Annotated in this window: 16 protein-coding genes; 8 read left to right on the forward strand and 8 right to left on the reverse strand. The window is 68.0% G+C overall.

Annotated elements, in window-relative coordinates:
- Window positions 1–67 precede the first annotated feature (67 nt).
- Window positions 68–2620, forward strand: a complete 2553-nt coding sequence (locus AB4Y35_RS29585; RefSeq protein WP_368707161.1) for an adenosylcobalamin-dependent ribonucleoside-diphosphate reductase — start codon at window positions 68–70, stop codon at window positions 2618–2620.
- Window positions 2621–2630: 10 nt separating this feature from the next.
- Here AB4Y35_RS29585 and AB4Y35_RS29590 read toward each other — a convergent pair whose 3' ends face one another.
- Window positions 2631–3542, reverse strand: coding sequence for a LysR family transcriptional regulator (locus AB4Y35_RS29590; RefSeq protein ID WP_368707162.1), 912 nt, complete (start codon window positions 3540–3542; stop codon window positions 2631–2633).
- A gap of 131 nt (window positions 3543–3673) precedes the next feature.
- Here AB4Y35_RS29590 and AB4Y35_RS29595 point away from each other — a divergent pair, with 131 nt between their 5' ends.
- From AB4Y35_RS29595 to AB4Y35_RS29605, 3 genes are all read left to right on the forward strand, one after another.
- Complete coding sequence (locus AB4Y35_RS29595) at window positions 3674–5476, forward strand: acyl-CoA dehydrogenase family protein (RefSeq protein ID WP_368707163.1); 1803 nt, start codon at window positions 3674–3676, stop codon at window positions 5474–5476.
- Complete coding sequence (locus tag AB4Y35_RS29600) at window positions 5473–6705, forward strand: CaiB/BaiF CoA transferase family protein (RefSeq protein WP_368707164.1); 1233 nt, start codon at window positions 5473–5475, stop codon at window positions 6703–6705. Before AB4Y35_RS29595 ends, AB4Y35_RS29600 begins: the two co-directional genes overlap by 4 nt.
- Window positions 6706–6772: 67 nt before the next feature.
- On the forward strand, window positions 6773–8089 hold the full coding sequence (locus tag AB4Y35_RS29605; RefSeq protein WP_368707165.1) for an MFS transporter: 1317 nt from the start codon (window positions 6773–6775) through the stop codon (window positions 8087–8089).
- A gap of 7 nt (window positions 8090–8096) precedes the next feature.
- Here AB4Y35_RS29605 and AB4Y35_RS29610 read toward each other — a convergent pair whose 3' ends face one another.
- The 3 genes from AB4Y35_RS29610 to AB4Y35_RS29620 all read right to left on the reverse strand — a co-directional run bounded on the left by AB4Y35_RS29610 (window position 8097) and on the right by AB4Y35_RS29620 (window position 12347).
- Window positions 8097–10145 (reverse strand): EAL domain-containing protein, encoded by a 2049-nt coding sequence (locus AB4Y35_RS29610; protein WP_368707166.1) that lies wholly within the window; start codon window positions 10143–10145, stop codon window positions 8097–8099.
- A 220-nt stretch (window positions 10146–10365) separates the two neighbouring features.
- Window positions 10366–11298 carry a 2-hydroxyacid dehydrogenase gene (locus AB4Y35_RS29615; RefSeq protein WP_368707167.1) on the reverse strand — a complete coding sequence of 311 codons (933 nt, stop codon included), beginning with the start codon at window positions 11296–11298 and terminating at the stop codon, window positions 10366–10368.
- Window positions 11299–11366: 68 nt separating this feature from the next.
- Entirely contained in the window at window positions 11367–12347 is a 981-nt protein-coding gene (locus AB4Y35_RS29620; protein WP_368689633.1) for an AraC family transcriptional regulator N-terminal domain-containing protein, read from the reverse strand.
- Window positions 12348–12536: 189 nt separating this feature from the next.
- On the opposite strand from AB4Y35_RS29620, the gene AB4Y35_RS29625 reads away from it, so the two are divergent.
- Together AB4Y35_RS29625 and AB4Y35_RS29630 are read left to right on the forward strand one after the other, a co-directional pair.
- Complete coding sequence (locus AB4Y35_RS29625) at window positions 12537–13589, forward strand: NAD(P)-dependent alcohol dehydrogenase (RefSeq protein WP_368707168.1); 1053 nt, start codon at window positions 12537–12539, stop codon at window positions 13587–13589.
- 299 nt (window positions 13590–13888) lie between these two features.
- The gene (locus AB4Y35_RS29630) at window positions 13889–14851 is read left to right on the forward strand and encodes a LysR family transcriptional regulator (protein WP_342922521.1); all 963 of its coding nucleotides are present in this window, start codon (window positions 13889–13891) and stop codon (window positions 14849–14851) included.
- Window positions 14852–14966: 115 nt separating this feature from the next.
- Here AB4Y35_RS29630 and AB4Y35_RS29635 read toward each other — a convergent pair whose 3' ends face one another.
- The gene (locus tag AB4Y35_RS29635; RefSeq protein WP_368707169.1) at window positions 14967–15608 is read right to left on the reverse strand and encodes a C39 family peptidase; all 642 of its coding nucleotides are present in this window, start codon (window positions 15606–15608) and stop codon (window positions 14967–14969) included.
- A 323-nt stretch (window positions 15609–15931) separates the two neighbouring features.
- Here AB4Y35_RS29635 and AB4Y35_RS29640 point away from each other — a divergent pair, with 323 nt between their 5' ends.
- A complete protein-coding gene (locus tag AB4Y35_RS29640; protein WP_028205599.1) occupies window positions 15932–16786 on the forward strand; it encodes a helix-turn-helix domain-containing protein in 855 nt (284 codons plus the stop codon).
- An 82-nt stretch (window positions 16787–16868) separates the two neighbouring features.
- On the opposite strand, the gene AB4Y35_RS29645 is transcribed toward AB4Y35_RS29640, so the two are convergent.
- A complete protein-coding gene (locus tag AB4Y35_RS29645; RefSeq protein WP_368707230.1) occupies window positions 16869–18719 on the reverse strand; it encodes a hybrid sensor histidine kinase/response regulator in 1851 nt (616 codons plus the stop codon).
- 52 nt (window positions 18720–18771) lie between these two features.
- Window positions 18772–19296, reverse strand: a complete 525-nt coding sequence (locus tag AB4Y35_RS29650; protein WP_368707170.1) for a molybdopterin-dependent oxidoreductase — start codon at window positions 19294–19296, stop codon at window positions 18772–18774.
- 306 nt (window positions 19297–19602) lie between these two features.
- Between AB4Y35_RS29650 and AB4Y35_RS29655 the strand changes: the two genes are divergently transcribed.
- On the forward strand, window positions 19603–20544 hold the full coding sequence (locus AB4Y35_RS29655) for a phosphoribosyltransferase family protein (RefSeq protein WP_368707171.1): 942 nt from the start codon (window positions 19603–19605) through the stop codon (window positions 20542–20544).
- 12 nt (window positions 20545–20556) lie between these two features.
- Here AB4Y35_RS29655 and AB4Y35_RS29660 read toward each other — a convergent pair whose 3' ends face one another.
- Complete coding sequence (locus AB4Y35_RS29660) at window positions 20557–22233, reverse strand: ATP-binding domain-containing protein (protein ID WP_368707172.1); 1677 nt, start codon at window positions 22231–22233, stop codon at window positions 20557–20559.
- Between the last annotated feature and the right edge of the window lie 140 nt (window positions 22234–22373).

Genomic DNA, 22373 nt, shown 5'->3' on the forward strand with positions numbered 1-22373 from the left:
CGCAGCCGCCGCCCTTCCAACGCCCTTCAACCGCCGCCTCCCGCGCGGCGCTTCGCGAGGCCCGGCCATGGCAGAAAACACGCCCCCGCTTCCGTTTCCCCCGCAGCAGTTCTCGCTCGACGTGATGCTCGAGAAGTACGCCAAAGGCGACGAGCAGACCGCCGACGACGTCTACCGCCGCGTCGCGCGCGGCGTCGCGCAGGTCGAGCCGCCCGCGCTGCGCGCCGAGGTCGAGGCGCGTTTCGTCGACAATCTGCGCAACGGCGCGCTGGGCGCGGGGCGGATCATGAGCGCGGCGGGCGCCGGCATCGAAGCCACGCTGATCAACTGCTTCGTGCAGCCGGTCGGCGACAGCATCCAGGGCATGGACGCCGAAGGCCGTCCCGGCATCTACGTCGCGCTGCTGCAGGCCGCCGAGACCATGCGGCGCGGCGGCGGCGTGGGCTACAACTTTTCGGCGATCCGGCCGCGCGGCGCGTTCGTGCATTCGACGGGATCGAGCGCATCGGGGCCGTGCAGCTACATCGACGTGTTCGACGCCTCGTGCCGCACCGTGGAAAGCGCGGGCGCCCGGCGCGGCGCGCAGATGGCCGTGCTCGACTGCGATCACCCCGACCTGCCCGAATTCATCGAGGCCAAGCATTCGAAGGGGCGCTGGAACAACTTCAACGTCTCGGTCGCGGTGACCGACGAATTCATGCGCGCCGTGGAAAACGACGCGCCCTGGCAGCTCGTGCATCGCGCCGAGCCCTCGCCCGCGCTGCGCGCCTCGGGCGACCTGCAGCGCCGCGACGACGGCCTGTGGGTCTACGCCGAGACGCGCGCCCGCGCGCTGTGGGACGCGATCATGCGCTCGACCTACGACGTGGCCGAGCCGGGCGTGGTGTTCATCTCGCGCATGAACGAGGACAACAACCTGCGCGCGCTCGAATCGATCCGCGCGACCAATCCGTGCGGCGAGCAGCCGCTGCCCGCGTACGGTTGCTGCAACCTCGGACCGCTCGACCTCACCCGCTTCGTGATCGACCCGTTCGCGCAGATGCGCGGCGGCAAGGCGGATTTCGACTGGAATCAGCTCGCCGAACGCACGGGCACCCAGGTACGCTTCCTCGACGACGTGCTCGACGCGACGCTCTGGCCGCTGCCCGAGCAGCAGGCGGAGGCGGCGGCCAAGCGGCGTATCGGCGTGGGCTTCACGGGACTCGGCGACACGCTCGTGATGCTCGGCATCCGCTACAACTCGCCCGAAGGCTGCGAATTCGGCGCGCGCGTGGGGCGCACGATGCGCGACGCCGCCTATCGCGCCTCCGTCGAACTCGCGCGCGAGCGCGGCGCGTTTCCGCTCTTCGACGCGAGGACGTACCTCGAAGAAGGCACCTTCGCCTCACGCCTGCCCGACGACCTCAAGGCCGAGATCCGCGCGCATGGCATCCGCAACAGCCATCTGTTGTCCATCGCGCCCACGGGCACGGTGAGCCTCGCGTTCGCCGACAACGTCTCGAACGGCATCGAGCCCGCGTTCTCGTGGACCTACCAGCGCACGCGCCGCATGGCCGACGGCAACCGCGAAACGTTCAACGTCGAAGACCACGCGTGGCGTGTGTTCCGCGAACTGGGCGGCAACGTGAGCGCGCTGCCCGCGTACTTCGTGAGCGCGCTGGAAATGAGCGCACAGGAACACGTGGCGATGATGGCGGCCGTGCAGCCGTACGTCGACACGTCGATCTCGAAGACCGTCAACGTGCCCGCCGACTATCCGTTCGAGGACTTCGAAAACCTCTATCTCGACGCATGGCGGCGCGGCCTCAAGGGACTCGCGACCTACCGCCCGAACGAGACGCTCGGCGCGGTGCTGCAAACGCTGCCTCCCGAAGCGGCGGCAACGGCCGACGACGCGCTCGGCGACGCCCTGCTCGACCCGCTGCGCGTGGCGATCGACCATCGACCCAAGGGCGAGCTGCCGGCCGTGATCGAGAAGATCGAATACATCACGCAGACGGGCAAGGTGTCGCTCTACGTGGCGGTGTCGTTTCTCGAAGTGACGGGCCAGGTGGGCGGCGAAGCGGTGACGATCGAGCGGCCCATCGAATTCTTCATCCCCGTGGGCCAGCGCGACGAGCAGCAGCAATGGATCACGGCGACCATGCGTTCGCTCTCGCTCGCGGCGCGCGGCGGCTTCGTCGCGCGCAATCTGCAGGATTTGCGCAAGGTGTCGTGGGATCGCGGCCAGGTGCGCTATGGCGAGACGCAGCGTCTGGACGGCCGGCGCATTCCGCTGTGGCACGACTCCGAGGTCGCGGCCATCGCCTACGCGATCCAGCAGATCCTGCACCGGCGCGGCTTTCTCGATGCCGAGGGGCGGCAGGTGCCGTCACGGCTGCTCGCGCAGCGGCGTGACGGTGCACTGGCCGCGCAATTCACCGGCAACGCGCGGGCCGGCGCGGAACAGCCCGGCGACCAGGTGCTGGACGGCGACAACGCGCTGCCCGCCGATACCCAGCACGCGTTTGCTCACGCGATGCTCGGCCGCAAGTGCGGGTCGTGCGGGGCGAATGCGGTGATCCGCAAGGACGGCTGCGACTTCTGCACGGCGTGCGGCGAGATCGGGACTTGCGGTTGAGGTCCGGCGTTCAAGTCCGGGGCGGCGTGGCGGCCGCCCTGTTTTCCTTTCGCCCGCCAAGATAACCCGCAAACCCCTGCGCCAGCGCATTCGCCTCGCCACTGCGCACGAGCCTTAGCACCTGCGATTCATAAGGATTGCTGGCCAATGGGCGGAATACCACGCGCCCGCCGCCCGCAGCCCCGAGCGCGGCGGGTACGAGCGCGACGCCCATGCCGAACTCCACCATCGTCACGACGGTTTGCCAGAGCCGCGCTTCGTGGCGAATCTGCGGACTGAATCCGGCCTCCACGCAGGTCGCAATGATCTGATCGTGATAGTGAGGCGACACCGAGCGCGGAAACAGGATGAACGGTTCGCGCGCGAGCGTGCCCAGTTCGATACGGCGCCTGCGCGCGAGCTTATGCCCTTCCGGTAGACAGCAGAGAAACGGCTCGGCAAACAACCGCTCCGATTGCACCTCGGCCGGAAAACGCCCCCAATGCGCGAAGCCGAGATCGATCTGCAGGCGCTGCAGCGCCTGCACCTGCTCGGCCGTGTTCATCTCGCGCAGCACCACTTCCACGGCGGGATGATCGGCCTCGAAACGCCGCACCGCCTCCGGCAGCCCGCGATACAGCATCGAATTGACGAAACCGATGCGCAGCCGCCCCGCCAGCCCGTGCGCGGAGCGCGCCGCGATGCGCCGCACTTCGTCGGCCTGCTCCAGCAGCCGCCGCGCCTCTTCGAGCAGCACGTTGCCCGCGTTGGTCAGCGCGACGGCCTTGTTGGTGCGTTCGAGCAGCTGCACGCCTAGCTGATCCTCGAACTTGCGGATGTCGAAGCTCAGCGCCGGCTGCGAAATGAAGAGCCGGCGCGCCGCGCGCCCGAAGTGCAGCTCTTCGGCTACCGCCACGAAATAGCGCAGTTGCTTGAGTTCCATGGCGGCCTCCTTCGGCGTGTTATCGATAGATGGCGCTTATCGTACATGACATCGGTTGTATTGGACGATTATCGAAGCCGCGCCTAAGCTACGCCGAATCGCAGAGCAAAACAGCATGGAGACAGCACACGATGAGCGATCGCCCCGCCTTCGCCACCCAGTCCGCACAGGCCCCGCAGGCCGTCCCGGCAAGCGCTTCGGCCAACATCCCCGATAGCCGCGGCATCAACTTCTACACCAGCGACCCCGGTTTCGCGCCCCTTTTGCGTAGCTATCTCGGCGATGCCGCATTCGGCGCGCTCGAAACGCGGCTCGTCGCGCTCGGCCAGCGCGCCTCCGACGAACTCGACGCGTTCGCGCTCGTCGCCGACAAGCACCCGCCCACGCTCGAGGCGCGCACGCGCAGCGGCGAAGCGATCCAGCGCATCGACAAGCATCCCGACTACGTGGCGCTCGAACGCGTCGCCTACGCGGAGCTCGGCCTCGCGGCCATGAGCCATCGCGAGAGCGCGCCCGCGCCGCTCGTCAAATACGCGCTCACGTTTTTGTTCGTGCAGGCCGAATTCGGCCTGTGCTGCCCGGTGAGCATGACCGACTCGCTCACGCGCACGCTGCGCCGCTTCGGCTCGCCCGACCTCGTTGCGCGCTATTTGCCGATGCTCGCCTCGCAGGACTTCGACACGCTCTACCAGGGCGCGATGTTCATGACCGAGCAGGCAGCGGGTTCGGACGTGGCGCGCATCGCCACGCGCGCCACGCGTGAGCGCGACGCGAATGGCGAGGACGTGTGGCGTCTTTACGGCGACAAGTGGTTCTGCTCGAACGCCGACGCCGATCTCGCAATGGTGCTGGCGCGCCCCGACGACGCGCCGCCCGGCATCAAGGGCCTCGCACTGTTCCTGCTGCCGAAGACGCTCACCGACGGCACGCGCAACGCCTATCGCATCGTGCGCCTGAAGGACAAGCTCGGCAGCCGCTCGATGGCGAGCGGCGAGATCGTGCTGGAAGGCGCGCAGGCGTACCTGATCGGCGAGGTGGGCCGCGGCTTTCATCAGATGGCGGACATGATCAACATGTCGCGGCTGTCGAACGGCGTGCGCGCGGCGGGCCTCATGCGCCGCGCCGTGACCGAGGCGCTGCACGTCGCGCGCAACCGCGAGGCGTTCGGCCGCAAGCTCATCGAAATGCCGCTCATGCAGCGTCAATTGCTCAAGATGATGCTGCCCGCCGAACAGGCGCGCTCGATGTTCATGCGCATCGCCACGCTGCTCGCGCGCGCCGATGCCGGCGACGCGCTCGCGGCGAAGTGCGTGCGCATTCTCACGCCGCTCATCAAGTTCCGCGCCTGCCGCGACGCGCGCCGCGTCACCGGCGACGCCATGGAAGTGCGCGGCGGCGTGGGCTATATCGAGGAGTGGAGCGACCCGCGCCTCGTGCGCGACGCGCATCTCGGCTCGATCTGGGAAGGCACGAGCAATATCGTCGCGCTCGACGTCGCGCGTGCGGCGAAGCGCGAAGGCGCGCTCGAGGCGCTCACGCAGCACGTGCACGCGGAGCTTGCGCAAAGCGGCCTGCCCGAAGCAAGTACCGCGCTCCTGCGCGACGTGTTCGACCGCGCGGGCGCGGCGCTCGTGAGCGTGGCCGAATGCGGCCGCGACGAATCGGTGCGCCAGGCCGCGAGCGCGCTCTATCACGCCACGACGGCGGCCCTCATGGCCTGCGAAGCCGCGCAGATTTCGCACGACGCCGCGGATTACCGGCGCCTCGCCTTCGCGCATCTGCTCGTGCGCCACAAGCTGCTGCCGCGCGACCCGCTCGCGCTCGACGAACGCGACGAAAACGCCGCGACGCTGCGTGCGCTCGTGGACGAACGAGCGTTGACGCTCGAGCAAGCCATGCAACTGATTCCGGCACATCGAGGCGACGCGCGATGAATACAACTCAGGAATCCGCAGCAACCCCGGTGAACGGCGCGCTGCATGGCCTGCGCGTGATCGATCTGAGCCGCGTGCTGGGCGGTCCGTACTGCACCCAGGCGCTCGCCGACCACGGCGCCGAGGTCATCAAGCTCGAACCGCCCGACGGCGACGAAACGCGCGGCTGGGGCCCACCCTTCGTCGGCGATACGGCGTCGTACTACGTTGGCGTGAACCGCAACAAGCAGGGCATCGCCGTCGACCTCTCGCGCGAAGAGGGTCGCACGATTCTGTGGCAGCTGCTCGAAGGCGCGGATGTGCTGGTCGAAAACTTCAAGCCGGGCACGCTCGCGCGCTGGGGCATGGACTACGAGCGCGATCTGCGTCCCCGTTTTCCTCGCCTGATTCACTGCGCGATCTCGGGCTTCGGTCCGGACGGACCGCTCGGCGGACTGCCCGGCTACGACGCCGCGATTCAGGCGATGGCGGGTCTGATGAGCGTGAACGGCGAGCACGACGGTCCCGCGCTGCGCATCGGCCTGCCGATCGTGGACATGGTCACGGGGCTGAACGCGCTCGCCGGCATCCTGCTCGCGCTGGCCGAGCGTGAAAAGAGCGGCCTCGGGCAGTCGGTGGATATCGCGCTTTACGATTGCGGCGTGTCGCTCCTGCATCCGCATTTGCCGAACTATTTCGGCAATGGCCGCACGCCGCAGCGCAGCGGCAACGCGCACCCGAACATCGCGCCGTACGACAGCTACGCGACGGGTAGCGCGCCCATCTTCCTCGCGGTGGGCAACGACCGCCAGTTCGCGAAGCTCTGTGCGCACCTGGGCGTGCCCGGCCTCGCCGACGACCCGCGTTTCGCCGACAACCGCAGCCGCTGCGCGCATCGGCCGGAACTCAAGGCGGCGCTCGAAGCGCGGCTTGCCGCGCACGACTGCGAGCCGCTCGCGCGCGACCTGATCCGGGCCGGCGTGCCGTGCGGCCCCGTGCAGACCGTCGACGCCGTGGCCGCGCATCCGCACACGCAGCACCGCCGCATGATCGTCGAGATGGATGGCTATCGCGGCACGGGCGCGCCCGTGAAGCTCTCGCGCACGCCGCCGACCTACCGTACGCGCCCGCCCGCGCTCGGCGCCGACACGCGCGCCGTGATGGAGACGCTCGGCATCGACGCCGATACGCAGCAACGACTCTTCGAAGCCGGCATTGTCAAGGAACCCGAAACGATGCCAAGCGACTAGCGTTCCATTCACCCTCAACGGAATACAGACCGGCCCAAGCCGGCTCACCCCGATCCAGGAGACAAGCATGACCCGCCCCGGCACTACCCCTGCGCGCCAGCCCGCGCGCGCTTCGCTCGCCGCCTTTGTCGGCACCACCATCGAGTGGTACGACTTTTATATCTACGCCACCGCTTCGGCGCTCATCTTCGGCAAGCTCTTCTTCCCCTCCCACGAGCCGTTCTACAGCACGCTCGCCTCGTTCGGCACCTTCGCCGTGGGCTTTTTCGCGCGCCCCTTCGGCGGGCTCGTGTTCGGGCATCTGGGCGACCGTATCGGCCGCAAGAAGGCGCTCGTCGCGACGCTGTCGATCATGGGCGTCGGCACCGTGGGCATCGGCTTTTTGCCGACCTATGCGAGCGCCGGCGCGCTCGCGCCGGCGCTCCTCGTGCTGCTGCGCGTGGCGCAAGGCATTGCGATCGGCGGCGAATGGGGCGGCGCGGTGCTGATGGCCGGCGAGCATGCGCCCAAGAAAAAGCGCACGTTTCTCGCCTCGTTTGCGCAGCTCGGCAGCCCGGCCGGTCTGATTCTCGCGCTGCTGGCATTTCGCAGCGTGGCGCATCTCGACAAGGATGCGCTCTTTGCCTGGGGCTGGCGCTTGCCGTTCATCGCGAGCGCGGTGCTGCTCGTGGTGGGCCTGCTGATCCGCTCGGGCGTGGGCGAGTCGCCGGAATTCGAGGCGATCCGGACGCAGCGCCGCACCGCCGCGATGCCGATCGTCGAAGTGCTGCGCGATTCGTGGCGCGCCGTGCTGCTGTGTCTCGGCGCGAATGTGATCGGCGTGGCGGGCGCGTGGTTCGTCAACACCTTCATGCTCAACTACACGACGCAAACGCTCGGGCTCGACCGCGGGCTGATTCTGGATTGCCTGTTCGTCGTCGCGTTCATCCAGCTTTTTACGCAGCTCTTTTCCGGCTGGTTTGCCCAGCGCGTGGGCGCCGGTCGCTTCCTCGTGCTGGCCGCCGCGCTGGCCATGATTTCGCCTTACCCGATGTTCGTGCTCGTCTCCACCGGCCGGCCGGTCGCCATCGTGGTCGGCATTGCGATTGCCGTGATGTGCATGTGCAGCTCGTATGCGGTGATGGCGGGCTTCATGACGAATGCGTTCCCGGTGCGCGTGCGCTACTCGGCGATTTCGATCTCCTACCAGTGTTGCGCGGCGCTCGCGGGTGGCCTAACGCCGCTCGTCGGCACGCTGCTCGCGCATGACTATCCGGGTCAGTGGTGGCCGCTGGCGCTGTTCTACAGCGCGCTTGCGGCCATTTCGCTCGTGTGTATCGCGGTACTGCAGCGCAAGCAGTCGCCGGCCACGCAAGGCGATGTGGCGCTCGCGTTGCAGGACTAACGCTCCGCTACACGGCCGCCGCAATCGCCGCTATCAGCCCGTTCAGCGCAACGCGCCACGCTTCGCTGTTCGGGCCTTCGGTCAGCAGCGCGCCGACCACCTCCCGGTGCAGCGCATCGCGTTGCGCGCCGGCCGGCAGAATATCGCCGAAGCCCGCCAGCGACTGCGCGAGCGGCGTGCTGCCGCCCTCGCCCTCTTCGCGCGTCAAGGCGCGCAAGAGGTCTTGCGCCGCGTCGGGCACCGCCGCGATCATGAGCATGCGCTCTTCCCAGATCACGAAGCGGGCGAGCCGCGCCAGCAGGCTTTCCGTTCCAGCGCCGCTTTCGACGTTCGCGGTCGCGGCGAAGGCCGGCGTCGTGTCGAGCCATTCGATGAGACGTGTGCCTTCCATCGGCTTCGCGATGCCATAGCCCTGCGCGCCGTCCACGCCGAGAATGGCGAGCGCGCGAAGGAGGTCGAGCGTATCGACGCCTTCCGCAAGCACGCGCCTGCCCAACGAATGGCCGAGGCGCGTCAACTGATAGATCACGCGCAGCGTACTGAGCGCGTCGCCGCCGCTCACCTTCACCATCTCGCGGTCGAGCTTGATCCAGTCGAACGGCAATTCACGCAGGCGCGTGAGGCCGCTATGCCCGGCGCCGAGATCGTCCTGCGCGAGCAGCACACCCAATTCGCGGAACTTCGCGAGAATGGCGCGCTGCCCCTGGCTCAGCGACAGTGCTTCGTTCTCCAGAACTTCCAGCGTGAGCCGCGCAGCCGGGCAACGGTGCGCGGCCAGCGCGGTGCGGGTGGCCTCGAAATAGCGGATGTCGTTGAGCGCCGCCGGCGGCAGGTTGATCGAGACGTCGAGGTCGCGGCCCTGGGCGTACCAGCGTTCGCGGTCGGCGAGCGCCTGCTCGATGCCGCGTGCGAAGAGCGCGAGCAGATCGTCGGAGGAGAGCGCCGAGAGGAACATGTCGGGCACGAGCAGGCGCTCGCCGTCGCGCAGACGCGCCAGCGCTTCGACCTTGGTCGCCCTGCCCGTTGCGAGGCTGAGCAGCGGCTGATAGTGCATTTCCAGCGCGCCGGTGCGCACGAGCGCCGCCCAATGCTGGCGCACGCTCACCGGCACCGCGGCGCTCAGGCCGTCGTTGGCGGGGATGCGCATCGCGGCGCAGCCGAGCAGCGTTTGCAGCAAATCGACGAAGGCCACCTGATCGGGCCCGACGAAGCCGCCCGGTAACGCGCTGTACAGGCTCAGCACGGCGAGCGGCGGCTGCCCGGGCGCGGCCAGCGGAATCGCCACCGAAGAGCGCACGCCCTCGCGCGCCGCGAGATCGCGCCACGGCGCGACGAGCGGATCGGTCTGATAGTTCACGACGCGCTCGGGCTTGCCGTTGCGCCACGCGCGCCCGATGGCGCCCTGCCCTTGCGGATGATCGGCGCGCACGCTGATTTCCAGATCGTGCGCGGCGAGCACGTTGAGCATGCCGCCTTCGGTCTTGCCGCCCGCGCCGGCCTCGAAATGGAAAATGCCCGCTGCGTCGGGACGCCCGATGGTGCAGGCGCTCACTTCGTCGTGCGCCGCCAGCGCGGCGATCACCTGGTCGATGAAATTCGTGTAGCTGCCCGCCTCCCACACAAGACGCGTGATGCGCAACAGCGCCTCCTGCTGCGAGTCCTGGACCGCCTGGTACGCCTTGAGTTGCCACGCGAGGTCCGTGGTCAGGCGGCGCGCGTAGAGCGAGAGTTGTTGCGTGCTCACGGTTCGGCCGACGTCCGCGTAGATCAGCTCCTGAAGAATGCCGCGGCTGCGCACGAGTTCTTCCTTGTCGAGCCCGACGATGGCATGAATGCGGCCGATGCGCTGCGCCATGTCCTCGTGCTCGCGCGCGGTCAGGCCGAGGCTGGCGAGGGCAAGGAGATTCTGGATCTGCCGCGCCTTGAGGTGCGCGAGTTCCGCAGCCGAGAGCATTTCGAGGATGCGGCGGGATTTGGGCAAGCGGCCCAGCTCCTCGTAGAAGCGGTTCACCACGTGGGCCGCGTGCTCGTGTAGCGCGCCAATCAGCGTTTTCATTTTTGAGCCTTCGATATCACCGCCCTGGCGTCACGGCCCGGATCTGCAAAACGGGCAGGGTGTCGCGCCGGGTTCATGGCCGTGGTGGTCACTAGCGGCCGCTCGAACAGCGATTCTGGCTCGCACAGGAGGGATGATACGTCATGCGCTGCGGGCGTCGGTGCACGGTGGCATACACGGGGCGGTGCACGCGGGCGCTAAAAGCGCCCAACGCCGGCCTTCAAAGCGGCGTGAGCAGCGCCTCGCCCGCGAAGTGTCGCGCCGCGTTTTCGGCGAAGTGGCGCACCGTGGCGGTGCGCACGTCGGGCGACGCGCCGGCCACGTGCGGCGTGAGCACGATGTTGTCCAACCCGATGAGCGCGGCGGGCGGCTGCGGCTCGCCCTCGTAGACGTCGAGCCCCGCGCCGCCCAGCGTCCCCGCCTTCAGCGCGAGGGCGAGCGCGGCCGTATCGACCACGCTGCCGCGCGACACGTTGACGAGGAAGCCGTGCGGCCCCAGTGCATCGATCACGTCGCGGTCGATCAGATGCTTCGTTTGCGCGCCGCCCGGCGTCGCGATCACGAGAAAGTCGCTCCATTGCGCGAGCGCCATCACGCTCTCGAAATAGCGCGCCTGAGCGCCCTCGCGCGGCTTGCGGTTGTGATAGCCGAGCTCCATGCCGAAGCCCGCCGCGCGCCGCGCGACCTTCTCGCCGATATGCCCGTAGCCGACGATGCCGAGCCGCCGCCCCGTGACCGTGGGGCGCATGGGCAGCGCGTCGCGCCAGACGCCGGTGCGGCAGGCGGCGTCGAACCGCGGCACGGCGCGCACGGCCGCGAGCAGGTGCGCGAGCGCGTGGTCGGCGACGCAGTCGGCATTGACGCCCGCGCCATTGCACAGCGCGATGCCACGCTCGCGGGCGTGGTCGAGCGCGATGTTCTCGTAGCCCGCGCCGAGCGCGCCCGCCAGTTCGAGCGCGGGCATGCGGTCGATTTCGTCGGTGGTGAGGCCCGTCGTGCCGTTGGTGAGCACCACGCGCACGTCCTTGCCACGTTCCGCGACCGCTTTGGCGCGCGCATCGGCATCGGGCGCGTAGATCACGTCGAACTGTTCGCCAAACCCGGCGAGGTCTTCAGCGGGAAGCAGTATCAGGACCAGCAGGCATGGCTTCATCGTCGTGTCACCCTTCCGTCATTGTTTCGATATGCGAATCGAATACCGGAGTGCCCCGCGCGTGGACTTCACACGGCCGTCACATAGCGCGGCGGCAGCACCTCGACGCGCGGCGCGGCCGCGGCGGCTGCGGCGTCGCGCGCCTGGCGCATCTGGTCGGCCGGGCTCATGCCGAACAGGCGCTTGAATTCGCGGCTGAACTGCGACGCGCTTTCATAGCCGACGCGCGTGGCCGCCGCGCTCACGGTCAGGCCGTCGTGCGTGATCAGGAGGCGCGCATGATGCAGGCGCGTGGTTTTCACGTACTGCATCGGCGACGTCGAAGTAACGGCCTTGAAATGCGCATGAAAAACGGCAAGGCTCATGCCCGCCTCGGAGGCGAGCGTTTCGACGTCGAGGTCGCCGCGGTAGTCGGTGTGAATGCGCCGCAGCGCCTTCGCGATCCGCCCGAAGTGATGCTGATGCGTGAGCGCCGCGCGAATCGCGTCGCCCTGCTCGCCCATGAGCACGCGGTAGCAGATCTCACGCACGATCGAAGGACCGAGAATGCGCGCTTCGTACGGTTGCGCGAGCGCTTCGAGCAGGCGCAGCACGGCGTTCGAAAGCGTGGCGTCGAGCGGCGTGGCGTAGATGCCCGAGGGTTCGGACACGGCGCGGCGCGGGTCGTCGAGCGCCATGAGCAGTTCGGCGACGGTCGTGAGATCGACGCGAATCGAGATGGCGAGAATCGGCTTCTCGGGGCTCGCCTCGGTCTCGCACTCGAACGGCATCGGCACCGAGAGGACCAGGTATTGCTGGGCGTCGTAGATGAACACCTGGTCGCCGAGAAAGCCGCGCTTGCGCCCCTGGCAGACGATGAAAATGCTCGGTTCGTACATGACCGGCTGGCGCGGATGGCTTTGGCTGCCGCGGTAGAGCCGCACGCCTTCGACCGCCGTGGCGTGCACGCCGTCGCGCTGCGTGATTTGCATGAGCAGGTCGACCGTGCGCGCCTGCGTGGCGGCCGCCGGCGCGATGGCCGCCGCGGCGAGGGTTTTGACGTAGCCCATATCGGTTGTGCCCCAAAAGATGAAGTCAGGCAGAGAAACAGGCTTGCCAATCTATCACCGAACCTGTGGATGTGCTGAGCACCAGGAGAATCAGGCAAGTCTTCGATAGCTTCAGGTATTCCCTGGGTGGGTCCCGATCCTTACGATGGGAACCCTGCCGCAACACCCATGCACCAAAGGAGCCAACCCATGTACCTAACTTACGGATACGCCGCCCGCGACGCCGCCTCGCCGCTCGCCGCGTTCGAATTCCAGCGCCGCGACCTGCGCGAACTCGACGTCCGTATCGACGTGCTGTTCTGCGGCGTGTGCCACTCCGACCTGCACCAGGCGCGCGACGAATGGCGCAACACGATTTACCCGGTCGTGCCGGGCCACGAGATCGTGGGCCGCGTGGCCGAAGTCGGCAACGGCGTCACGCAGTACAAGGTGGGCGAACTCGTCGGCGTGGGCTGTCTCGTCGACTCGTGCCGCACCTGCCCGAGCTGCGCCGAACTCCTCGAACAGTATTGCGAGAGCGGCTGGGTCGGCACCTATAACGGCGCCGACCGCGTGAGCGGCGACATCACCTACGGCGGCTACTCCACGCAGCTGGTGGTGGACGAAGCGTTCGTGCTGCGCGTGCCCGAGAACCTCGATGCCGCCGCTGCGGCGCCGCTGCTGTGCGCGGGCATCACCACGTATTCGCCGCTGCGCACGTGGGGCGCGGGCCCCGGCAAGAAGGTCGGCATCGTGGGGCTCGGCGGCCTCGGTCACATGGGCGTGAAGCTCGCGCATGCCATGGGCGCGCACGTGGTGCTGTTCACCACGTCGCCGTCGAAGATCGAAGACGGCAAGCGCCTTGGCGCGGATGAAGTGGTGATCTCGAAGGACCCGGAGCAGATGCAGGCGCACGCCAACAGCTTCGACCTGATCGTGAACACCGTGGCCGCGCAGCACGACCTCAACCCGTTCATCGAACTGCTGCGCCGTGACGGCACGATGACGCTGGTGGGCGCGCCCGAGCACGATCACCCGTCGCCGCAAGTTTTCAACCTGATCATGAAGCGCCGCCGTCTGGCGGGCTCGCTGATCGGCGGCATTGCAGAAACCCAGGAAATGCTGGACTTCTGCGGCAAGCATGGCATTACGTCGGATATCGAAATGATCAAGATGCAGGACATCAACAACGCCTATGAGCGCATGCTCAAGAGCGATGTGAAGTACCGCTTCGTGATCGACCTCGATTCGCTGCGCAAGTAACGCGCACGCCGCGCAGGCAACAAGACCCGCGCATCCCGACGTAACACCCTGCCCCGCCGGGCCATCCGTTCCGGATGGCCCGCCAGCCCTTCCCCTTCGAGGCCTACTTTTTTGGCCTCCCGTAGTCGAGCCGGCGTCACATGCGCCGCCATCCAATCGTCATGGCTGTTTAACCGCTGAGCGTCGCTTTCCGCGAGACGCCGGCACCGCGAAGCGCATTCGTCGCTACGCGGCCCACTCTTTTTCTGCAGCAGCGCGGATTTCGTTCAAGCCTCAAGCCCATTGTCAGGAGCTCGCCCGTGATCGACCGCATCCAGGCGATGCGCACGTTCGTACGCATCGTCGACACCAACAGTTTCACCAAAGCCGCGCAGTCACTCGATATGCCGCGCGCCAGCGCCACTACGCTGATGCAAAACCTCGAATCGCTGCTCGGCACGCAATTGCTCGTGCGCACCACGCGGCGCCTTTCGCTCACGCCCGAAGGCGCCGCGTACTACGAGCGCGCCTCGCAGATCCTCGCCGACATCGACGATGCCGAAGCGAGCGTGCGCCAGTCGCCCGGCGCGATCGGCGGCCGCTTGCGCGTGGAAATGCCGGGCCTGATCGCCAACGCGATCGTGCTGCCCGCGCTCGATGATTTTCACGCGCGCTATCCGCAGATCGACCTCGTGATCGGCGTGAGCCTGCGCAACGTCGATCTCGTCGGCGAGGGCGTGGATTGCAGCATCCAGCTCGGCGAGCTGCCCGATTCGGGACTCGCTGCGCGGCGCCTCGGCGTGCTGGAGCACGTGACCTGCGCGAGCCCCGCTTACCTCGAGCGGCATGGCGCGCCGCAAACGCTCGACGATCTCGCGCAGCATCCCGTCGTCAACTTCCTCTCGCCGCTCACGGGCCGCCCGTTCGAGTTCGACTTCGAGGTGGACGGCAGTCCGACCAAGGTGAAGGTGGACGGGTTCGTGCATGTCTCCGACGAGTTCGCCTACCTCACGTGCGGTCTGCAGGGCTATGGGCTGATCCAGCCGCCGCTGCTCGCGGCGCAGCCGTACCTGGACAGCGGTGCGTTGGTCGAGGTGCTGCCGCAGTGGAAGCCGCTGCCTACGCCCGTTTCGGTGGCGTTCGTGAAGTCGCGGCAGCTGTCGCCGCGTGTGCGCGTGTTCGTTGACTGGCTCGCGGAGTTGTTTGAGGATGCTGGCGCGGTGAATCGCGATCTCTCGCGTGTGCGGCAGTTGTTGGAGGGGCTGCAGCTGGCGCCGGTTTGAGTGTTTGCGGTTTTTTGCTTTGGCCTTTTCTTGTGGTCGCGCCTGCATACCGACGCGAAAACAAGGAAAGGCCAAAGCCGCCAGGATCCACAACCAAAACCCCACCCACGCGCATTCAGCGCGGCCGCCTAAGCGCCATCCCACGCCGCGCGTGAAACCGCGCAACCGTCTCATAGGGCAGCCAGGCATCAGCCTGATACGGCGCAATGCCCGAAGGATTGTGGAACCACACGCCGCCATCGCCGCGTCCGTGCAGCAGGATCAGATGACCGCCCTGGCCGGGATCCATCCGCTCGGGATAGCGGATCTCCGGGCTCACGGAAACGATGGCGAGCGTATCGGCATCGATGCGCGCGGCACTCGCCGCGATGCCCTCGTCGGTCATCACCTCCACGCGCACGCCGAACGCGCCTTCCACCCATGCGGCGAACGGCCGGTAAATCAAGCCGTCCACGCCACCGTCTTCGCGCACGCGATATACCCCGTGCCGCAACGCCTCCTCGAGCATCTGCGCGCGCGGCGTATGCGCGACGCCCCAATAGTCGAGCGCCGATTCGAGGCAGGTCAGGCCGCACAGGCGCTTGGCCCAGAAGCGGTAGGCGTCGGCCTCCGAGAAGCCGCTCGCCCGCCAGTGCGGGTCCTCGCACGGGTCGGCGCCGCGCTCGACGATGGGCGCCACCCAGTCGGCGCTGCCCCACTGGCTGTAGTACGGCACGCCTTCATGCCGCCATGTCCCGCCGTTGCGCACGTCGTCCAAACGATACCCCTCGCCCCAGTAAGGTTGATCTTCCGCGCGCGAGCGCACGGCGTTCAAAATCGTGCATCTTCGCAGCCGCGCGCCGTCCCCGCAATGCCGCGAATATCGCAAGCCGGATGTAAACGAAGCCGAATATACGCTTACATTCTCGTTATTCGGCGCCGCATTACATTTAGCTAAAATAGCGCCGTCGTTTGGCATTTTATGCGTTTAGAATATCGTGCTCCCGTGCGCAGGCCGCGCGAGGTCCGGTCAGACCGGCCTCACGGCGCCACGGCATGATCAATCAGAAACTGAATCCACGAATCCCCCCTTTGAGCAGTATGTCGAACGTTGCCTACACAACCGACTCGGCCTCGGTGGCGGAGCGCGTACGCGAGCTGATGAGCCGTCACGGCATCGGCAAGCGTCAGCAAACGACCGAGCTGTGCCGGATTCTTGACCTGAGCTTTTCACAGGGGCACCGCAAGCTGCGCGGCAACAGCCCATGGACGCTCGCGCAGATCAAGAAAGTGGCCGAGGCGTTCGGCGAACCCGCGGGCCAGCTGTTCGGCGCGCAGTTGCTCGACCCCGGCATGGTTGGGGCCAGCGCTCAGGAGGCGATGCTCTGCGTGAGCGCCGCCGAGCTGCCCTGCACCGCGTGGATCGGCGCGCCGGTCGAGGCGGGCAGCCGCCCCGACTTCGTCGCCTACGAAAAGCAGGGCCAGTGGCGCGTGGTGCGCCCGGACGGCGCGCTCTACCAGAACGCGCGCGAAGTCCACAAGATCGAGATCTACCCGCGCCGCGCCGAGTCCGACAAGCCGCTCATCGCCGTCGTCGACGACGACCGCTCCTCCGCCGACAACCTGCGCGACTACCTCGAGCACAGCGGCTACACGGCACTCGCGCTCTACGGCCTCGCGGCATTCAACGAAGCGCTCGAAAACAACGTGTTCGACGGCGTGGTGATCGACTGGCTGTTCGGCAGCCAGACCGCCGCCGAGGCGATCCGCAGCGTGCGCGCCTCCGAGAACCCCGACGCGCCCATCTTCGTGCTCACCGGCGAACTGCTGACCGGCAAGGCCAGCGAATCGGAGATCAGCCAGGTCGTGCGCCACTACAACGTGGCCTGCTACGAAAAGCCGGCGCGCATGGCGATTCTCGTCGCCGATCTTTCCAAGCGGCTCAACCGCGGCTGACGCCGCGCATCGTCCGCTCCGTCCGCTCCGTCCGCTCCGTCCGCTCAGCCCGCTCCGCCCGCTCAGCCCGCTCCCACGCCTTTCAGGCGGCCGCCCGCGGCGCGCTCAGCGCGCGCTGCAACGCCGCGCGCAGCACCTCGTAATGCACCGGCTTCGTGAGCCGGTCGAAGAACGGCGCGCCCTCGCCGCCCGGCGTCTTGCCCGCGTGGTCCGGAAGCGCCGCCAGCCCCGCCACGTCGGCGCTCACCGCGATCACACGCGGCTGCGCGAGCACGTCCTGCGCGGTTTCGAGCCCCGCCACGAAGTCGTAGCCGTCGCGGCCCGGCATGTGCAGGTCGAGCAGCACCACGTCGCATGCCACGTGCGCGAGCAGCGCGAGCGCGCTGTCGGCGTCGCCGGCCGCGAGCGCGCGATAGCCCATGTGCGCGACCATCTCGCAGAGCGAATCGCGCACGAGCGGGTTGTCGTCGACGACGAGCACCTGCGGCGCTGTCCGCGCGGGCTGCGCCGCTTCGGCCACGGCCGGGGGCGCAAGCGGCTCGACCGGCGTGACGGGAATCCGCACGGTGAAGGTCGTGCCTTTGCCCACGCGGCTTTGCGTCTCGATCGTGCCGCCGAACAGCTCGACGAGGCCGCGCACGATCGCGAGTCCCATCCCCGCGCCCTCGTAGCGCCGCGAGCGCGACGTGTCGAGCTGCGTGAACTCCTTGAAGATGAGCGGGATCTGGTCCGGCGCCACGCCGGGCCCCGTGTCGCCGACGACGATCACGAGCGTGTCGCCGCCAGCAGGCTTCGGCGCACCCTCCTCGTCCGGCGAGGGCCGCGGGACCCGCGCGGGCGCCTGCAGCCAGAATTCGAGCCGCACCTTGCCGCGCTCGGTGTAGCGGATCGCGTTCGTGACGAGATTGCCGGCGATCTGGCGAATCCGGTGCGGGTCGGCCACCACGCGCCGCTGCGGTCCCACCCACGCATGCTCGAACACGAGCCCGCGCGAGCGCGCCGCCTGCTCGTTCTCGTCGACGATCGACTGCAGCAGTTCGCGCGGCTCGAACTCTTCCTGGCGCAATTCGAGCTTGCCCGCGCCGAGACGCGCGTAGTCGGTGAGGTCCTTCATCTGCGCTTCGAGTTGGCGCGCGGCGGTTTCGAGGCGCTGGATCACCTTGCGGTCGGCTTCCGAGTGCGAGTTGAAGCCGAGCAGCTCGATCGACGAAACGATCGCGTGCAGCGGCGTGCGCAGTTCGTGGCTGATCATGCCGAGGAAGGCGTCCTTCGCCATGCTCGCCTCGCGCGCGGCGCGGCTCGCCTGGTGCTCGGCTTCGAGCGCCGCGCGCTGCTGGTGCAAGAGGCGCGTGCGCCGGTAGCCGTTCATCACGAGCAGCACGCCCGCCGCCGCCGACAGCACGAGCAGCACGAGCCCGGACGCGAACAGTTCGCGGCGTTTGGCGATGAAATCGTGCCGGATCGCCTCGCGCTCGGTCACGTCGGCGAAACGCCGGTTCAGCGCGAGGTCGGTCACCTGGGTCCAGTGCAGGTCGAGCGCCATGAGCATCGGCACCGCGCGTTCGGGGTTGTCGGCGAGCGTGGCGATTTCGGCCTCGAATGGCGAAATCGTCGCGGCCAGAATGGCGAGATCGGCGTCCTGGCGGCGCTTGAGGCCCGGCGTCGAGTCGAGCGAGAGCGTCGAGCCCTTCATCACGTTGAGCTTCGACTGCAGCACCTCGTAGCGCAGCCGCACCTTGTCGAGATCGCGGTCGATGCCGTCCGCGAACATCAGCAACTGGCTCTCGAAGCGCGCGTAGGCGATCTGGAGCTGCGCGGCGTCCCAGTACAGGCCGTCGTAATTGCCCGTGATGCGCTGCACGACCTGCGGATTGAGCAGGTTCGCATAGAGCAGATAGCCGACCGCCACCACGGGCGGCGCGAGCGCCGCCATCCAGATGATCGCCTGCAGCAGGCGTCGCAAGGGACGTTGTATCACCCGCTACTCACCGCTTGATCGTCATCGACTTGATCTGCCACGCGAATTTCGAGTCGCCGGCCGCGCCGTCGAGCTCGAGCGGATGCTGGTCGCGTGGATAGATCAGGAACAACGGGCCGAAATTGCTCACCTTCAGCCGCTGGCCGTTCATCTCATAGGCGACCACCACGCCGTAGCGCGCGGCGTCGGCCACGGGCACGACGCAGGTGTAGTCGTCGAGCGTATGGATCTCGATCTGGCTGCCGTAGGCGCCCACGGCCTTGAGCACGTCCGAAAGCAGCGGGCCCGTGAAGGTCGAGCGCGGCGTCCAGGTCGTGGCCGTCGTGATCGAATGCGCGGGCAGCGCGAGCAGTTCCGCCTCGCTGAAGTGATACGCCGTGTGGGACGCGTTGTTGGTCACGCGCACCTCGCCATCGACGTCGAGCGAGAGCGCACCCGTAGCACCCGCCGCCTGCGCAGAAGGTGCAAAAAACGGCGCCGCACCCGCGAGCGCCACCACGGCGGCCCAGCGCCGCCAGCCTGGCCATCCCATCCAATGCCACATCTTGCCCGAGCCCTTTCGCGCGATGATTCGCGTCGTTTTCGTGTGTCTTTGCGCGGCGCTACGCTACATTTTGCGGTAATGCGCCGCTTTTTCCTGCTGCGTTTCCCTCGTTTTCCTGCTACCTCCACCCGCCATGCCAGCAGGCGCTGGTGAGCATAGGCATAATATCGTCAAACATTGTGCTGACAATAGCCGTCTTTTTCTCGTACACCGCTATCGGAAACGCGCGTTGCGGAGTTGCCGCGCAGTTGCCGCGCAGTTACCGATCACGCGCTTCGACACCCAATTCAACCCATGGATAAACCTGTCGTTCCGCTCACCTACGAACAGCTCGATCACTGGGTCGAGTCGCTGCAGCCGGCGCTGATCGCGGAGGAATTCGACCTCGTGGTCGGCATCCTGCGCGGCGGCGCGCCGCTCGCGCTGATGGTTTCGCACGCAACGGGTGCGGCTGTCGCATTCCTGCGCTATGACCGCATCACGCGCGAAGTGCGCTGGGATTCCACGCTGCCGCTGCCCGAACCGGGCTCGAAAGTGCTGCTCTGCGAGGACATCGCGGGGCGCGGCCATACGCTCGTGGACTGCATCGCGTTCCTGAGCGAGCACGGGCTCGTCGTGCGCACGCTCACCGGCGCCTACGACGACCTCAGCCGTTTGCGCCCCGATTATTCGATCGACGCGAGCGGCTATTTCGCGCTGTTCCCGTGGGAGCGCCAGGCCTACACCGACCGCTATCGCGCCGACTGGATCCGCGACGGCGAAGGCACGCGCATGGCCGACGACCACGAGTACGCGGTCTACGCCATCGATCTCGACGGCGTCCTGCTCCCCGACCTCCCGATTGCGCGCTACGACGAAGACCTCGTCGCCGCGCTCGCCGAGCGCGATGAGCTGGTGCCGTTCGAGCGGCTGCCCGGCATCGACATGAAACGCACGCGCGCGATCATCACGGGGCGTCCGGAGATCGACCGCGAGCGCACGCTCGCCTGGCTCGAACGCCACGGCTTCGGGCACCTCGAACTGATCATGCGCACGCCGGACGAACACGACGACACGGCCGCGGCCGTGGCTGCGCACAAGGCCGCGGCGGCCATCCGCAGCGGTGTCACGCACTTCATCGAGAGCGATCCGGTGCAGGCGATCCTGATTGCCCAGACCGCGCCGCTCCTGCGCGTGATCTGGTGGAACGCCCAGGCACGCACGGGCACGCTGATCGGCGCCTCGGCCTGGAGCTGAGCGAGCCAGCGTTCAGGCGCCGCCGCGCCGGCCCTCGATGAACCGCGCGGCGCGCGGCGACGCCACCACGATGAGCTTCATGGCCGCGCGCGTCGCGCCGACGAAGAGTTTGCGCGCGGCGCGCTCGTCGAATGACTCGAAGTCCACCTCGGTCAGGATCACGCACGGCGCGGACTGGCCCTTGAAGCGGTAGATCGATTCGAGCAGCAGGTCGCCCTCGCGGTGCTGCGGATTGCCGAACAGGTCGTATTGGCCCGTGAAGCTGCGCAGCCGGTGCGGGCCGAGCTGATCGAGCGTCGCGAACAGCGAATGCTCGCGTCCGCGCCAGGAAAGCACGACGATGTCCTGCTTGCGAAAGCCGAGCGAAAGCGCCTGCGTAATCGCGCGTTTCGTGGCCAGAACCACCCCGGGTTCCGCGCCGGGTCCGGCTTCATGCTCGTCCCAGCTCGCCACCGTCACGTCGGAGCCGTCGAACGGACTCCCCGCCGCGAGCTGCGCGATGGCGGGCACGGTCGGTCCGGCCACGTCGCGCAGGAACGCGAGGATGTCGCGCGGGCTGCGGTAGTTCGTGTTTTCGCGCAGCACGGTCCAGCCCGCCAGCGCGAGCGGCTCACGCACGTACAGGTTCTGCAGCGGATCTTCGAGCCACCACCATGCAGCGTCCGGCCGCAGCAGACGCGCGAGCGCGCCGACCCACGGCTCATGGAAATCCTGCCCTTCGTCGACGATCAGCAGGTCGAACTGCCAGCGCTCGGCAATTGGCATCTCGCCGAAGCGCCGCACGAGGTCCTCGAACGCGCCGGGGCTCGCGAAGTCGGGCACGTGGCCGCCGTCTCGCGCGACCCAGTCGCACAGCTGGTGATAGGTCGCCACCTTTGCCCCGGGCGGCGCGAGCTGCGCGATGTAATCCGCGAGCGGCCGGTTGAAGCACACGTAGAGCGTGCGCGCGCCGCGCGCCATCGCGTCTTTCATGACCTGCACGGCCAGTTGCGTCTTGCCCGAGCCCGCCGTGCCGATCACGCGCAGCCGGAACGGCGCGAATTCGAGCCGCCGCGCCCATGTGGCGAGGCCGCCCGCGAGCCGCGTGACGAGCGTGCCCGCCGCGCCGAGCAGCGCGCTGGTGTCGGGCGTGAGCGAAAGTTCGTCGGCGAGAAAGTGATGGATCCTGGCGGCGCACGGCAGGCGCGGCTCGTCGGCGGGCATGGCTTCGAGCACGATGGCGGCGAGCTGCGCCTTGCGCGTGGCGTCGACGATGCGCGCCGGGTTCACGCCCGCGATGGCCGGCTCGCGCACCACGTGGTCGGGGCAGTAGAACAGCTCTTCGAGCACGTAGGTGCCCGCGCCGAACGACGCCGTAAAGCGCCGGTGCAGCCCTTCGACCGTGCGCGCCAGCGCGATCGCCACGTTGCGCTCGGTCTGCATGTACGCCTTGACGAGCCCGCCCGGCGTTTCGCGCAAAAAACCCGTTTTCTGCTCGACGAGCATCACGCGCCCGGCCGGGCTGACGATCACGAAATCGGCCTCGCCGAACACCGAAAAGCCCTCGGAGAGCCGCGTCCAGTGCACGCCGTGATAGACGGTGTAGCCGTTCGGCAAGCCGCGGGCGAGCGCGGCGAGCGTTTCGCGCTCGCGCGCGGCGGCGCCGGTGGCTTCGAGATGCTGCCAGTCGTCGGGGACAATGCGGGCCATGGGCGGGTCTCGGACGGATGTTGAGGTTCGTGGCGGCCGCGCAGGCAAGCGAGGGAGCGCTGCCGCACGAAGCGGGCGCGGCGGCGGAACTCCGGGCGCCGCGCAGCGCCTATTCTACGAAATGCCTGGCTGCACAAATA

It is taken from the genome of Paraburkholderia sp. EG286A (assembly GCF_040965375.1).
Taxonomy (GTDB): domain Bacteria; phylum Pseudomonadota; class Gammaproteobacteria; order Burkholderiales; family Burkholderiaceae; genus Paraburkholderia.